13 protein-coding genes are annotated in these 14,672 nt (G+C 63.3%); 10 read left to right on the forward strand and 3 right to left on the reverse strand.

Annotated features, from left to right (window positions below; all coding sequences use genetic code 11):
* The first annotated feature begins 507 nt into the window (after positions 1 to 507).
* The 8 genes from AC1D1L_RS28105 to AC1D1L_RS28140 all read left to right on the forward strand — a co-directional run bounded on the left by AC1D1L_RS28105 (position 508) and on the right by AC1D1L_RS28140 (position 9,174).
* On the forward strand, positions 508 to 1,698 hold the full coding sequence (locus AC1D1L_RS28105; protein ID WP_477344508.1) for a helix-turn-helix transcriptional regulator: 1,191 nt from the start codon (positions 508 to 510) through the stop codon (positions 1,696 to 1,698).
* A gap of 126 nt (positions 1,699 to 1,824) precedes the next feature.
* Positions 1,825 to 2,439 (forward strand): histidine phosphatase family protein, encoded by a 615-nt coding sequence (locus AC1D1L_RS28110; RefSeq protein WP_477344509.1) that lies wholly within the window; start codon positions 1,825 to 1,827, stop codon positions 2,437 to 2,439.
* Between the two features lie 438 nt (positions 2,440 to 2,877).
* On the forward strand, positions 2,878 to 3,354 hold the full coding sequence (locus AC1D1L_RS28115; protein ID WP_477344510.1) for an RrF2 family transcriptional regulator: 477 nt from the start codon (positions 2,878 to 2,880) through the stop codon (positions 3,352 to 3,354).
* A 16-nt stretch (positions 3,355 to 3,370) separates the two neighbouring features.
* Positions 3,371 to 4,723 carry an FAD/NAD(P)-binding protein gene (locus AC1D1L_RS28120; protein WP_477344511.1) on the forward strand — a complete coding sequence of 451 codons (1,353 nt, stop codon included), beginning with the start codon at positions 3,371 to 3,373 and terminating at the stop codon, positions 4,721 to 4,723.
* Between the two features lie 553 nt (positions 4,724 to 5,276).
* A complete protein-coding gene (locus AC1D1L_RS28125; RefSeq protein WP_477344512.1) occupies positions 5,277 to 6,710 on the forward strand; it encodes a pyridoxal-phosphate dependent enzyme in 1,434 nt (477 codons plus the stop codon).
* On the forward strand, positions 6,707 to 7,885 hold the full coding sequence (locus AC1D1L_RS28130; RefSeq protein WP_477344513.1) for a trans-sulfuration enzyme family protein: 1,179 nt from the start codon (positions 6,707 to 6,709) through the stop codon (positions 7,883 to 7,885). Before AC1D1L_RS28125 ends, AC1D1L_RS28130 begins: the two co-directional genes overlap by 4 nt.
* 177 nt (positions 7,886 to 8,062) lie before the next feature.
* Positions 8,063 to 8,245 (forward strand): hypothetical protein, encoded by a 183-nt coding sequence (locus tag AC1D1L_RS28135; protein ID WP_477344567.1) that lies wholly within the window; start codon positions 8,063 to 8,065, stop codon positions 8,243 to 8,245.
* Between the two features lie 110 nt (positions 8,246 to 8,355).
* A complete protein-coding gene (locus tag AC1D1L_RS28140; RefSeq protein WP_477344515.1) occupies positions 8,356 to 9,174 on the forward strand; it encodes a class I SAM-dependent methyltransferase in 819 nt (272 codons plus the stop codon).
* A gap of 50 nt (positions 9,175 to 9,224) precedes the next feature.
* Here AC1D1L_RS28140 and AC1D1L_RS28145 read toward each other — a convergent pair whose 3' ends face one another.
* Together AC1D1L_RS28145 and AC1D1L_RS28150 are read right to left on the reverse strand one after the other, a co-directional pair.
* Positions 9,225 to 9,533, reverse strand: coding sequence for a UBP-type zinc finger domain-containing protein (locus AC1D1L_RS28145; protein WP_436262195.1), 309 nt, complete (start codon positions 9,531 to 9,533; stop codon positions 9,225 to 9,227).
* Positions 9,530 to 11,203 carry an FAD-dependent oxidoreductase gene (locus tag AC1D1L_RS28150; protein WP_477344516.1) on the reverse strand — a complete coding sequence of 558 codons (1,674 nt, stop codon included), beginning with the start codon at positions 11,201 to 11,203 and terminating at the stop codon, positions 9,530 to 9,532. The genes AC1D1L_RS28145 and AC1D1L_RS28150 overlap by 4 nt, the downstream gene beginning before the upstream one ends.
* 831 nt (positions 11,204 to 12,034) lie before the next feature.
* Between AC1D1L_RS28150 and AC1D1L_RS28155 the strand changes: the two genes are divergently transcribed.
* Together AC1D1L_RS28155 and AC1D1L_RS28160 are read left to right on the forward strand one after the other, a co-directional pair.
* On the forward strand, positions 12,035 to 12,316 hold the full coding sequence (locus AC1D1L_RS28155) for a hypothetical protein (RefSeq protein ID WP_477344517.1): 282 nt from the start codon (positions 12,035 to 12,037) through the stop codon (positions 12,314 to 12,316).
* Positions 12,317 to 12,563: 247 nt separating this feature from the next.
* Complete coding sequence (locus tag AC1D1L_RS28160; protein WP_477344518.1) at positions 12,564 to 13,358, forward strand: cytochrome b; 795 nt, start codon at positions 12,564 to 12,566, stop codon at positions 13,356 to 13,358.
* Between the two features lie 27 nt (positions 13,359 to 13,385).
* Here AC1D1L_RS28160 and AC1D1L_RS28165 read toward each other — a convergent pair whose 3' ends face one another.
* Positions 13,386 to 14,516, reverse strand: a complete 1,131-nt coding sequence (locus AC1D1L_RS28165; RefSeq protein WP_477344564.1) for an MFS transporter — start codon at positions 14,514 to 14,516, stop codon at positions 13,386 to 13,388.
* Positions 14,517 to 14,672: the final 156 nt, after the last annotated feature.

The following is a 14,672-nucleotide window of genomic DNA, read 5'->3' on the forward strand; positions in this document are numbered from 1 at the left end:
CGTCGGGGTCTGCCGGCCAGGCAATACCAGCGCCGGATGCCAGCCGTGGCTGGCAATTTCGCCCCGCTTGCGTGAGCTGCTTCGACATTCCTTCCGGCAAGACGCCCGCTGGCGGGGCTGATACGGCGTCTTGGAATCGTTCTCCAAGTATTAGCTATATGTAATTTAGCTTGTGCTATGTATGTGCGGACGCCGCTCCGTCTCGCGGGCCGACGAGTTAGCCGGTGTGGCGACGCATCTACTGGCGACGGAGAAACTTCAATAAGTCTCCCGATGCGCGTCACATGACTTGAACTCAGTCCAACCCAGGCCGACGGAGCCAATCACAAAAAAGGCATCGCGGCGTCCACCATTTGGATTAGACTTGACTCCCGGATTCAGCTTTTTTCTAATCGCTTTCAGTTGGCTTTCGGGTGGTCTCCCACCTCGATGTCGACCCAGGCATGCACATCGCGAAACCGAACGAGGACTGAACCCGTTGAAGCGATATCAGCGCAGCAGCACGCCATGCTCGACCGTGGCCGCCAACCATTGGCGGCCGGCATGACCGGCCGGTCCTATCCGGCGGAGCGCATTTCGGAACTCATCGGCACCATCTACGATTGCGTCCTCGATCCCGACCGCTGGCAGTCGGTGGTCGACGACATTCGACGGGAACTAGAGTTCTGCTACGCGGTCCTGGGTGTGTATCCGCTTCCGGGAGGCGAAGTTACGCTCGGCGTTGCGACGGGCATCGACTCGGTGAAACTCGGCGAGCTTCCCGCCTATGGCCAGGACCTCGTCGACCTCTGGGGCGGCGACATCAGGGTAAAGCAATATCCGCTCGAGGAGCCCATCGCGCAGTCCCAGGCTGTGCCGGATTCTGCCCTTGTCGCCAGCCGCTATTTTCTCGAATGGGCTCAGCCGCAGGGGGTGGTCGACGCGGTTGCGATCGGGTTGGAGCGCAATTCACGCATGGTTTCCACCCTTTCGTTCGGCCGGCATGAGACGGTTGGCATTGTTGGCAACGGGGAACTCGACGCCTTGCGTCTTCTGGCTCCGCACTTCCGGCGCGCCATCGCCATCAGCCAGATGGTTGATTTGCAGTCGATCGCCTCCGCCAATGTGGCATCCGTCCTGGACGGTCTCTCGGTCGGCGTCGTGCTGGTCGACGAATTGATGGCCTTGATCCGCGCCAATCCGGTCGCCGAGGACATGCTCGCCCGCAAGGACCCGATCAAGGTTGCCAATGGCCGCGTTATCATCTCCGACGCCACGTCCGCAATCTCGTCGGCGATAGAGGACGCGGTCGCCCAGGCGGCGGGGGACGAGGCAGCACTAGGACGCCGCGGCGGTACCGGTTTTCCGACGCGTGGCCGTTCGGGCGAGCCTCGCATCATTCATGTCCTGCCGCTGAAAAAGCGCGAAAGCCGCCCCGGCCTGTTCCGGCGGGCGACAGCGGCCCTCTTCATCGCGCCGGTCGACAGGCCGATAAGTCTCCCATTCGACGCCTTCGCGGCCCTTTATGGCCTGACCCCGGCGGAGGTTCGGATCGTCGAACTGATCGTCGCCGGCCAGACCCAACGAGAGATCGCAAAGTCGCTTGGCCTGGCCAGTGCCACGGTCAAGACGCACCTTCTCCATGTCTTCGAGAAGACCGACGTTCGCCGCCAGGTCGACCTCGTCAGACTTGTCGCGTCCCTGGCATCGCCGCTCTGACAACCCGGCGCAGCGCCGCCGGATCATTCCGGCCAGATGCGCCCTGGCGGCGCTCATGGCATTGTGCAGAGGCGGCGCAAACATAAATCCGCCGGCCTTAGCCGGCCGGAAAGAGGCAGATTTTTCATGCTGGTACGCCTGACCATGATCTGCAGTGGCGCCACCTCGGCCACCCGCAAGGGGTCGTTTCCCTTGGATGAGGTGCTGGAACCGCGGTCCCTGGTGCTTGCCGCAACGATGGCACCGGCCTTGCGCCGCGCCGACCAAGTCTGGACAAGCCCGGCGCTGCGCGCCCGCCAGACCGCCGAGGCGATGGCGCTCAAACCGTCGGTCGAGCCGCTGCTGGCCGAGCAGGATTTTGGCCGCTGGGCCGGCAAGGGTTTCGCGGAGGTGCAGGCGCTTGATCCCAACGGTGTCGCCGCCTGGCTCGGCGATGCCGAGGCCGCTCCGCATGGCGGCGAGTCGCTGGCCGATGTGGCGCGTCGCACAGCGAGCTTCTTAGACGACCTGATTCGGACGAGCGGCCACACCATCGCCGTCACCCATGCCAGCGTCATCCGCGCAGCAATCGTCCATGTCCTCGGCGCGCCGCTTTCGGCCTGCCGCAGGATCGATGTCGAGCCGCTGAGCCTCACCGATTTGCGCAGCAACGGCCATCGCTGGATGTTGCGCTCGAGCGGGGTGCCGGTGGCCAAACCCGCCAAGTCTGACCAGTTGCAAGGCGACGGCGCCCAGTCCTGAGCGGAGGATTGGGCATTCGTCCCGGCCCATACCGATCTTGGTCGCCGACAGCGAACGAGATTGCGCGCAGCGCCTTGGCTGAGCAAATCCATGCTGTAAATGGCCGCCGATTTGAAAACACGTTCCGACGCTTCGAGGGTAAGTGTAGTAATCTTATCGACATTGAGGAATGGAGGAGACGATGCGCGGCCACCCTGCCACCATGATCGCTCGCGGCATCCGCCTGCCTTCGCGGCCCAGCCTGTGACCTTAACGGCACAAAGCCCCGCTAAAGTCGCCCCTGCGGCGTGAAAACGAAGCAAAATCAAGGTCTCTCCGCTTGTATATCATGTCACTAGAATTTATGTGTCGTGACAGCTTGGACGCGGCGGGGAGGCTCGTCAGGCGTTTCGAAACCGATGGCTCCGTGCCATCGCCTGACAGGGAAACGTTCGGTCAATGCTCACCAAAAAAGGCAAGTACGGCCTCAAGGCGCTGGTCCACCTGGCGCACCTGCCGGTCGGGCAGCTCGCCTTCGTCGGCGACATCGCCAGCGGCAACAACATCCCGAAGAAGTTCCTCGACGCCATTCTGGGCGAATTGCGCAATGCCGGCTTCGTCCAGAGCCGCAAGGGCAAGGAAGGCGGCTATCGCCTGGCGCGCCCGGCCGACGAGATCAAGGTCGGCCATGTCGTGCGTGTGCTCGACGGACCGCTCGCTCCCATTCCGTGCGCCAGTCGCACCCAGTATCAGCGCTGTGAAGACTGCAATGAGGCGACATGCCAAGTTCGACATCTGATGCTCGAGGTCCGGCAGGCGATCGCCGAGGTGCTCGACCAGCGCACGCTGGCCGAGATGCGCGACATCGTCCTCGACGACCTTGCGGTCGCGAGGGGCATAGACAGCCTGCCGCTGACGCAGAAGGTCCTCGCCTGATCCCGAGCGTGCGCACATGAGTGTCGGGCGCACCAATTCGATCATTGTTGTCGGCGGCGGCGCCAGCGGCGTCGTGCTTGCCGCGCATCTCCTCAAATCGCCCCACCCCGATCTGCGCGTGACGCTGATCGAAAAACGTCCGCATTTCGGCCAGGGCATCGCCTATTCGACGCTGCTGTCGGCGCACGTGCTCAACGTCAGCGCCGCCGGGATGAGCGCCTATGCCGACGATCCCGGCAATTTCTGGCGCTGGCTACAGGCGCGCGGCCTGGTGAGCCAGGAGCAGACGCCGCAGACACCCTTCTACGCGCCGCGCAGCGTCTATGCCCGCTATCTCAAGGAACTGCTCGACGAACTCGAAGCCCGGGAAAAGGAAAGCGGCCGTCTCAGGCTGATCCGCGAGGAAAGCCTGTCGATCTCGCCGACAGCGTCTGGCGTCGAAGTGACGCTGGCCAACGGCACCAGCGTGGTCGCGCATCTGGCGGTGCTCGCCACCGGCCATGACGAACAGCCGGGCGCCGGCCAGGGCCATGCCATCCGCATGGGCACCGAGGCCGACACCGCGCTCGATCCCGACGCCAAAGTGCTGGTGCTGGGCACCGGGCTGAGTATGGTCGACGCCTTCCTGTCGCTCGAGCAGCGTGGCCACAAGGGCGAGATCGTCGCCGTGTCGCGGCGCGGCCTGCTGCCGTCACCGCACCGCAAGGGCAACCCGATCAAGCTCGACGTCGCCGACATTCCGCTCGGCACCCAATTGTCCTATTTCGTTAGCTGGTTCCGCGACCTGATCCGCGAAAACCAGAAAGCCGGCATCGACTGGCGCGACGTCGTCGATGGTCTGCGGCCCTTCAACCAGAAGATCTGGCAGAACTGGCCGTCCTCGGCCAAGCGCCGTTTCGTCGAGCACACCAAGGCCTGGTGGGATATCCACCGCCATCGCCTGGCGCCCGAGGTCCATGCCCGCGTCACCGAGGCGGTGCGCACTGGCCGCATCCGGCCCGTCGCCGGCCGTGTCGTCGGCATCGAGGCGGGCGACGGCTTCACCATCGACATCCAGTCGCGCCACACGCAGGCGCTGGAGACGCTCCAGGTCGCCCGCATCTATGACTGCACGGGCATCGCCAGGGACATCTCGACCACCTCGAACAGCGTCGTGCGCTCGCTGGTCGACCGCGGCCTGGCGCGGCCGGACCCGCTGCGGCTCGGCCTCGATGTCTCAGCCAAATGCGAAATCATCGCCGGCGACGGTTCGGTTTCAGCCAAGATCCTTGCCGTCGGCCCGCTGACCCGGGGAACCTTCTTCGAGATCGATGCCATCCCGGATATTCGCGTCCAGTGCGCGCGGCTGAGCAAGCAATTGCTGGGCTAGACTAGGGTGATTCCGGAAAGACTATAAATCTGACAGATCCGTATTCGGCTGGACCCGAGAGCGCCTTCCGCGATCGCACCATGGGTTACGGCGGCAGGCAAAAGAATGGCCGGTGCGGAGGATGCTTGGGTTGAAAGCGTGCCGCACCGGCCATTGCGGGATTAGGCTTGGATTTTGGGATCGTCGCCCCGCACTGGCAAAGCTACATATATATTAGCTGTATCTCAATTAAGACTGAAGTCCCTGCCGTAATGGGACGTCTGGACACCATTTCTGGGAAAAGTGTGAGCGATTTCCCCGGCCAAAGTGCGTCAAAAATCAAAGAGAGCGCGCGCGTTCAGCCGCCTAATGCCTCGCACACCAGGCGTGCCCTGACTGTTTCCCGGTCTCGCAAGTCGATCGCGACCCCGGGCAACCGCTCGCGGAATTCCATTCCTCCTCTGGCCAGTTGATTGGCACGATCTACCTTCTTTCCGCCTGCAAACGGCTTGAAAAGAAGCTACGCTGCCGCTCTGCCCCCGAGGCGGTCGCTTGGATCAGGGAGCACATCGATATGAGCGAGCAGAGAAAAGCTGCGCCAGGCAGTTCAGACGGAGCGTTGTCACGCCTGCGTCCGCCCTATGCCTCGGTCCTAGACCTCATCGGCCAGACGCCGGTGGTCGAATTGACCAAATTCGACACCGGAAAATGCCGGCTGTTCATCAAGCTCGAAAGTCAGAATCCCGGCGGCTCGATCAAGGACCGCATCGCGCTGTCGATGATCGCGGCGGCAGAGAAACAGGGCAAGCTTAAGCGCGGCGGCACCATTGTCGAGGCGACCGCGGGGAATACCGGCCTCGGCCTCGCCCAGGTTGGCATCCCGAAGGGCTACCGCATCATCCTCGTCGTGCCCGACAAGATGTCGCGCGAAAAGATCCAGCATCTGCGCGCGCTCGGCGCCGAAGTGCGCATGACGCGCTCCGACGTCGGCAAGGGTCACCCCGAATATTATCAGGACATGGCCGAGAAGATCGCGGCGGAAACGCCAGGCGCTTTCTATGCCAACCAGTTCGCCAATCCGGCCAACCCTCTCGCGCATGAAACCACCACCGGCCCGGAGATCTTTTCGCAGCTCGAGGGCGATGTCGACGCCGTGGTGGTCGGCGTCGGCTCCGGCGGCACGCTCACCGGGCTTGGCCGCTACTTCGCAAAAGTGTCGCCGAACACCGAGATGGTGCTGGCCGATCCGGTGGGCTCGGTGCTGGCGCCGCTGATCAAGACCGGCAAGATGGAAGAGGCCGGCAGCTGGACCGTCGAAGGCATAGGCGAGGACTTCGTGCCGCCCAATGCCGATCTGTCGCTGGTCAAGAAGGCGTATTCCATCCCCGACAAGCAGAGCATGCTGGCCGTGCGCGATCTCTTGTCCAAGGAAGGCATTCTGGCCGGCTCGTCCTCCGGCACGCTTTTGTCGGCCGCCCTTCGCTATTGCCGCGAGCAGACGACGGCAAAGCGCGTCGTCACCTTCGTCTGCGACAGCGGCAACAAGTATCTGTCGAAAGTGTTCGACGATTTCTGGCTGGCCGAACAGGGCCTCGCCGAGCAGGAGCAACATGGCGACCTGCGCGATCTCGTCATGCGCTCGCACCGCACGGGCGACACCGTGTTCGTCGGCCCGGACGAGAGCCTGCTCAACGCCTATGGCCGCATGCGCCGCTCCGATGTCTCGCAGCTGCCGGTGCTGGACAATGGCAAGCTGGTCGGCATCGTCGACGAGAGCGATATCCTGTCCAAGGTCGACGGTCCCTATGACGGCCGCTGGGACCGCTTCAACGCTCCGGTGCGCACAGCCATGACCTCCAATCTGCACACGCTGCAGGCCAGCCAGACGCTGGATGCGCTGCTGCCGGTGTTCGACCGCAACGAGGTCGCCATCATCTTCGATGGCGACGAATTCGTCGGCCTGATAACCCGTATCGACCTGATCAACCATTTGAGGCGCGCGCGATGAATGCAAACACCCCGACGGGCAAGAACCGCCTGGCGTTTTCGACCCGCACCATCCATGGCGGCCAGAGCCACGACCCGCTGACCGGCGCGGTGATGGTGCCGATCTACGCGACCTCGACCTATGGCCAGCAGTCGCCCGGCGTGCACAAGGGTTTTGAATATGCCCGCAGCCAGAACCCGACGCGCTTCGCCTTCGAGCGCGGGGTGGCCGATCTCGAAAGCGGCACCAATGCCTTCGCTTTCGCCTCCGGCCTGGCGGCGATCTCGACCGTGCTGGAACTGCTCGACAGCGGCGCCCATATCGTCGCCACCGACGACATCTATGGCGGCTCGTTCCGGCTGATGGAGCGGGTGCGCAAGCGCTCGGCCAATCTGCAGGTGAGCTTCGTCGACTTCACCGACCTCGCCGCCGTCGAAGCCGCGATCCGCCCGGAGACGAAACTGCTCTGGGTCGAGACCCCCACCAACCCGCTGCTGCGTATCGTCGACCTCGAAGGCGTCGCAGCACTCGCCAAGCGCAAGGGCGTTTTGACGGTCGCCGACAACACCTTCTGCAGCCCCTATATCCAGCGGCCGCTGGAGCTCGGCATTGACATAGTCGTCCATTCGACAACAAAGTATCTCAACGGCCATTCCGACATGGTCGGCGGCGTCGCGGTCGTCGGCGACAACAAGGATCTCGCCGCCCAGCTGAAATTCCTGCAAAACGCCATCGGCGCCATCTCCGGCCCGTTCGACAGTTTTCTGGCGCTGCGCGGCATCAAGACGCTGGCGCTCAGGATGGAGCGGCACTCGGCGAACGGCCTTAAGATCGCGCAATGGCTGGAGGCGCGAAAAGACGTGCGCCGCGTTGTCTATCCCGGCCTCGCCAGCCATCCGCAGCACGCCATCGCCGTCCAGCAGATGCACGCCTTCGGCGGCATGATCTCGGTCGACCTCGACCGCGACCTCGCCGGCACCAAACGCTTCCTCGAACGCACGCAATTGTTCACCCTGGCCGAAAGCCTCGGCGGCGTCGAAAGCCTGATCGAACACCCAGCGTTGATGACGCACGGCTCGATTCCCGCGGAAAAGCGGGCAGCGATCGGCATTTCGGATTCGCTGGTGCGCCTGTCCGCCGGCATCGAGGATGGCGACGATCTGATCGCGGATCTGGATCAGGCGCTGCGGGGGTAGGCGCGACAGGATGCGCACCGATGTCTGACGTCGGCGGCGCTAGCCGACGAGATTGATTTTGCCGATATGCTGGTTTCAGCGACGCGCCTAAGACCCCAGACTCGCCCCCGTTAACATAATCGGAAGCCTTTGCTTAACCCTTCCCCGCTATGCCCTGCCTGGGGGAGGCGTGACAGAGTGAGTGTGATGGACAACAGCCCCGAAAAGCGCAGCGAATGGCGCGCCATTTTTTATGTGCAGGCGCGCGTGGCCATCCTGTTTGTCCCGGTCGTCGCCAGCCTTCTGGTCATCGCCGCGCTTGCCGGCAACCAGCGCAATCCCGACGCCATCGACCGCACCGTAACCGGCTCCGTGCGATAGGCGCGTTCATAGCCCGGACAGCCATAGACTTCTCGTGAGACGGACCCGGCGGGCTGTGCTAGCCTATTTGTCGCCTTCGGACGTTGCCAGATCCCCAATTGAGGTTCGTCATGAACGAAGCCGACTATGCGCTTGGCTATGCGGAGGCGGAATTGCGCCGCCTGACGACGCAAGCCCAACTGATCGATCCGATAACGCGACGGTTCCTCGAGGCTGCCGGAATAGGAAAGGGAATGCGCGTTCTCGACATCGGCAGCGGGGCGGGCGATGTCGCGTTTCTCTGTCGGGAAATGGTAGGGACGACCGGAGAGGTTGTCGGCACCGATGTTTCGGTTTCCTCTGTCGAACGGGCTGCGTTACGGGCCAAGGAGGCCAATACAAGCCGGGTCTCATTCAGGCATGGCGATGCGGCCGAATTGGATTTTGAACAGCCGTTCGACGCTGTGGTCGGCCGTTATGTTCTCCAATTCATGCCTGACCCGGCACGTTCACTCCGGCGCATCGTGCGCCACTTGCGGCCCGGGGGGATCGTCGCATTCCACGAACTGGATTGGGATGGTGCCCGATCGTCTCCATCGTCGCCGACCTACGATCGAGTTTGCAACTGGCTCAGCCGGACAATCGAAGCAGCGGGCGCCCAAGCACGCCTTGGCACACGTCTCGCGTCAGTGTTCGAGGATGCTGGGTTGCCTGCACCGAACCTGAGACTGGAGGCAGTCATCGGTTCTGGGCCACGAGCACTGGAGGTCGCGCATCTCGTGACTGATCTGGTCGAGACGCAATTGCCAACCATGGAAAGGCTCGGAATTGCCGCATCCTCCGAAATCGGCCATCCGACGCTACTAGACCGCATTCTTTCCGAGGCTGGTCGGAGCGGCACATTGATGGGCCGATCCGAGGTGGGAGCTTGGACCACCAAACCGGATTAGTCCGAGCGAGCCTCGACAGGCGCGGTGCGACGATGCACCTGGGCGCCGCCTCAGAAAAACTTCGGGATAGGTCCGTTCTGCGGCGTCACGTCGCCGTCGAGGTCGATGAACACCTCGTCGACAAAGCACCAGGCCCAGCCTTCCGGCGGGTCGTATCCCTCGATGACCGGATGCTTGGTGGCATGAAAGTGCTTGGTGGCGTGGCGGTTGGGCGAGTCGTCGCAGCAGCCGACGTGACCGCAGGTGCGGCAGAGCCTGAGATGCACCCACATCGAGCCGCTCTTCAGGCATTCTTCGCAGCCGAGCGCGCTCGGCGTCACCTTCTTGATGCCTGCCGTGTGTCTGCATTCATCCATCATGCTCTCCTGGCCAGTTCGGGCGCTGCTGCGTTGGTTCGCGCGAGATAGGCATGCAAGGCCGCCACCACCTGGGCGCCTTCGCCAACGGCGGCCGCCACCCGCTTGACCGAGCCGGAGCGCACATCGCCGATGGCGAACACGCCGCTGCGGCTGGTTTCCATCAGCCCCGCCGCCACGTCGGCGCCGGTGCGCACGAAACCCTTGGCGTCCAGCGCCACATTGCACTCAGCCAGCCAGTCGGTGTTCGGATCGGCGCCGATGAACAGGAAGAGATGCTGGATCGGGCGGGTTTCGACATCGCCGGTCGCCTGATTGCGCCAGCTGAGCGCGGTGAGATTGCCGCCTTCGCCTTCCAGCGCCTCGATCTCGGTCTCGCCCAGCACCTCGATGTTGGGCTGCGCCTCGATACGCTCGACCAGATAGCGCGACATCGTTTCCCTGAGGCCGCCGCGGCGCGCCAGCATCGTCACCTTGCGCACCTGGCTGGCGAGATAGACAGCCGCCTGGCCCGCCGAATTGCCGGCGCCGACCAGCGCCACCTCTTGGCCCGCGCACAGCCGCGCCTCGATCGGCGAGGCCCAGTAATGCACCGAGGTGCCCTCGAACTCGGCCAGATTGGCGATGTCGAGCCGGCGGTAGCGCGCGCCGCTGGCGATCACCACGGTGCGCGCGCGCAGGCTTTCGCCGTCGCCGACGGCGAGCGTGTAGCCCTCGCTCGCTGCGCCGAGCAGCTTCGCCTCGTCGGGGATGACGATTTCGACGCCGAATTTCTGCGCCTGGTTGTAGGCGCGCGCCATCAGCGCCATGCCGGTGATCCCGGTGGGGAAACCGAGATAGTTCTCGATGCGCGCGGAGGCGCCGGCCTGGCCGCCGAAGGCACGGCAATCGAGCACGATGGTCGACAGGCCTTCGGACGCCGCATAGACCGCGGCCGCCAGCCCCGCCGGACCGGCGCCGACGATGGCGACGTCATAGATCTTGTCGGGGTCGATCGGCCGCAGCAGGCCGATGCAGCGGGCGAGTTCGGTGTCGCCGGGATTGTGCATCAGCTTGCCGTTGGGGCAGAGCACGATCGGCAGATGGTGCGGGTCGACATGAAAATGCCCGATCAGCGTTTTGGCGCACGGGTCGGTGTCGGAGTCCAGCGCCCGGTGCGGCTGCCCGCTGCGGCGCAGAAACCCCTGCAGCCGCAGCGTATCGCCATTGCCGGCCGGGCCGATGACGATCGGCCCGCTGCTGCCGCTTTCCAGGAGCCCGACGCGGCGCAGGATCAGTGCCCGCATGATCCGCTCGCCGAGATAGGCCTCCTGCACCATCAGGTCGCGCAGCCGCTGCGAGGGAATGACGAAGGCCTCGACCGGCTCTTTCGCTTCGGCATTGACCAGCGATGGCCGGCTCGAAAGCTGCGCCAGCTCACCGATGAAGTTGCCGGGACCATGGGTGACGATGGTCTCGCGCCGGCCAGGCCCGACATCCTGGGTGATGTCGACCGCGCCCGACAGGATGACGATCAGCCCCGGCGCCACGCTGCCCGCGGTGACGATATGCTCGCCCGCTTCATAAGAACTCGCCTCGCCGAACCGGCGCATGCGCTCGATATCGGCGTCGCCCAGGATGGGAAACATCTGGTCGCGGCGCGTGACTGTGATCGGCTGTGCGGGTGGGGCCATGGTTGGGAGCGTAGCGTCATGAGCGCCGGGTTTGAAGCAGTTTGTTGGCAGCCTGACCGGAAGGGCAGGTTTGGCCCCGCGACTTCGTCTGCAGGAGGAGCAACGCTCCTTCTGAGGCCAACTAGACCGGCCACCTAGCCAGTGTGAGCAGGTGAGGCGTCTACGACAAGCTCGTCAACTTTCTGGGCGTGCTCGGCAGCTATGTTGACCAAAGCGGCAGCTGTTTCCTGGGGTGTCCACCCTTGAGCCAATGCCGCCGCCACCAGCTCGCCAAATGCCGCCTCCAATGCGACTTCACAATTGATCTCCCGATCTTGGCTGGTCTCGGGCAGGAGCGGTGCTTGCACGGATTGAGTCATAACTCTGCACCTCAAATCCCGGTCTTACCGGAGCCCAAAAAAGCTCAGTATGGCGATGACGATAACAACAGCCCCAACGGCCCATATGATCCTGTTCACGACGGCTCTCCCTGTTCACACCAAAACCTAAATCGCAGGCAAACTCCGGCTTCAAACCGCGATCTCAAACAACAGTCAGACGTGCTCCGTGTTCCCAAAAAGTCCTGCCCATAGGACCATTGCTCGTTTTATCGGACTTACGTCCTATGCAGGCGAAACACGCTCTGGGCCGCCGAACGAGGCTCGGAATGTCTGGTGACCAGCAAGTGCGAGTGGCGCGTGCTTCCTTGGCTGACCGGACACGGGAGACCCGAGCGTCTCGGAAGCCGCTCCGGTTCGGACTGAAGTCTTAACGCTTTACGACTGAATACCCTGAGCAGGAACAAAGGCTTACAGCCGCCGTTGCCCCTCGAGAACTTAAAAGGAGGACGAAATGGCTGACGGACCAACTGTAGTGAATTCTGGAGGAGGCGCAGGAACGGCGGTAGCGGTTGTTGTCGCAATCGTTGCCATCCTTGCCCTGCTTTTCGTCACCGGCGTCATCAATCTCAATGGCGGCGGTGGTGGACAAGACATCAACGTGAAAGTCGACGTGCCTAAGGTTGAGGCGCCCGCCTCTGCTCCCAAGGCCGAGGCGCCTGCCTCTGCGCCCAAGGTTGAGGCACCTGCGCCCGCGCCGGCGGCTCCAGCCCCGGCTCCCGCCAACGGCGGTTGAGCCGATCGGCTGCGGCTCCAGCGCGGGAGGAGCGCTGGAGCCAGCTTTTCACCAGGGAACAAGACAATGGATGATCCACACAACAGCGTATTGGAAGCGCGGTGGCTTCTTGCCGTGCCGGTGTCGGTGATCTTTGCGGTCTTGTTGGCCGGCTTGATACTGACCTGAAACAACTTATCAACGCCGATTGGTGCCGAGCTCGATTCGGTGCTCTATCGCGTCGGCATTGACGGTAGGAGCCATGGGGTTGGACCGCAACGCCTGGGATGGCTCTGTTGAAGCGGTTTATTGCGGAATGACCGGAAGGGAGGTTGATGGCGGCTCCGCGAATTCGGCGTCCCAGACCCAAAAGGGCACATCGCACTCTTCCCTTCCATCGATGAACGTCTCGTGCTCCTCCGTGATCCGAAAAACTGACGTCATCAGCTTACAAATCAGTAAGGCGACGACCACAATTTCGGGAGGATTCAAGCCTAATTGCGCCAAGATTCCCCAGCTATTCAGTACTGCGAGGCTGCTTCAACATCAGGCGAAACAAATGACAGAAACTAGATCGGGCTATTCAACTTTTCAAATTTCACTTCACTGGATGATAGCAGCTCTTGTGTTGTTTCAGCTGCTCTTTGGGGAGAGCATGACGACCGTCGTTGATGCTGCCGAAAGCAAGACTGCGCTCTCTCCAGCAGACCAGGCGATGGGTTCTGCACATTATTGGGTAGGGCTGTCGATCCTGGCTCTGGTCATAATCAGACTTGTGGTGCGCTTGGCATCAGGCGCGCCCAAGCCTGCTGAAAGCGGCCCGACTTGGATGCAGCTTGCGGCGCGTGCCTCGCATAGCCTGTTCTATCTGCTGCTCCTGGCGACCCCGATCCTTGGGCTCCTCGCCTTCTATGTCGGCGACCCATGGGGCGACATCCATTCACTCAACAAGCCGGTGTTTATCGTGCTCATTTCGATGCATGCTTTGGCGGCAATTTTTCACCAGTTTTGGCTTCGCGATGGCACGCTAAAGCGAATGCTGGCTCCCGCAAAATCAGGTTGATCGCGCTCAATGCAACCGGGCTGGCACTCAGGCAGCATTCAAAGCTCGTTGCTGCAAGGCAAACAGCGCGCCGACCAGCGCCACGTTGATCAGCGCGAGGCCGAGCAGTACGGTCAGCAATCCCCGCTCACCGGTATGTTGAAGTAGCAGCGCGCCGACGGAGGGCGCCGCGGCTTGAGCGATCAAACTCGGCATGGCGAGCCGACCCATCAGCTTCGCATAGCCGGTAGCGCCAAACAGGGCGAGCGGCAACGTGCCGCGCGCGATCGATTCCAGGCCGATGCCAGCGCCGTAGAACACCAGGGCGACCGGCAGTACCGGCAGCCCGGCCCAGAGTGTCGCCACACCGATGACAACAAACGTCACTGAGGCAAGTTTGGTCCAGATCGGATGGTGATAGCGCGCGATCATCATCTCGATGGCGCGGGCGCCGACCTGGGAAGGACCGACCAGCGCGCCGAGGCCGACCGCCGCGCCGAGCGCCAGGCCGGTGGTTTGCAGCACGGTCAGCAGATGCACCGACAAGGTCGACGATATGACCGCTGAGAACGTGATGCTTGCCGCCAGTGTCGCCATCAGCGGCAGGCTGCGCGGCGCCAGGCCCGTTTCCGGCGCGACAGTCGTCTGCGCAGACGCTTCGGCGGGAACGCCGCGCGGCAGGATGAACAGATAGGCCGGCAACGCCGCCACAAGCTGGAGTGCCGCATAAACCAGGCACACGCCGCGCCAGCCGAACGCATCGAGCAGAAACGCCGAAATCGGCCAGCACACCGTGCTGGCGAAACCGCCAAACAGCGTCAGGCTGGTGATGGTCGAACGGGCATTGCGCCCATACAGCCGTCCGAGCGTGCTGAAGGCGGCGTCATAAAGGCCGGCGCCCATGCCGAAACCCATGATCAGCCAGCCGGCGACGAAGACGGCCAGTGTCGGCGACGCGGCAAGAACGAGCTGGCCAATGCCCAGGCAAACGGCGCTGAAGGCGAGCGTCATGCGGCCACCGTGGCGTTCGATCGCGGCACCGACATGCGGCGATATCAGGCCCGCGACCAGCAGCCCGAGCGACAGGCTGCCGATCACCCAGGGAAAGGGCCAGCCGGTCTGAGCCGACACGGCAGGGCCAATGACGGCCGGCAGATAGTAGGAGGAGCCCCATGCCATGATTTGCGTGAGGCCGAGGGTCGTGACGATGACCGGACGACTTGGGATTGTAGCCACTCAGGCATGCTCCCGAGAAGCGAGTGGAGCGGCTATCGTCGGTGCCTTCACGAGCCCGTCAAAGCCCGCTATTTCTGAGCACTCAAGAGGAAAGACCTG

This window comes from Mesorhizobium sp. P2_D6 (assembly GCF_056404315.1).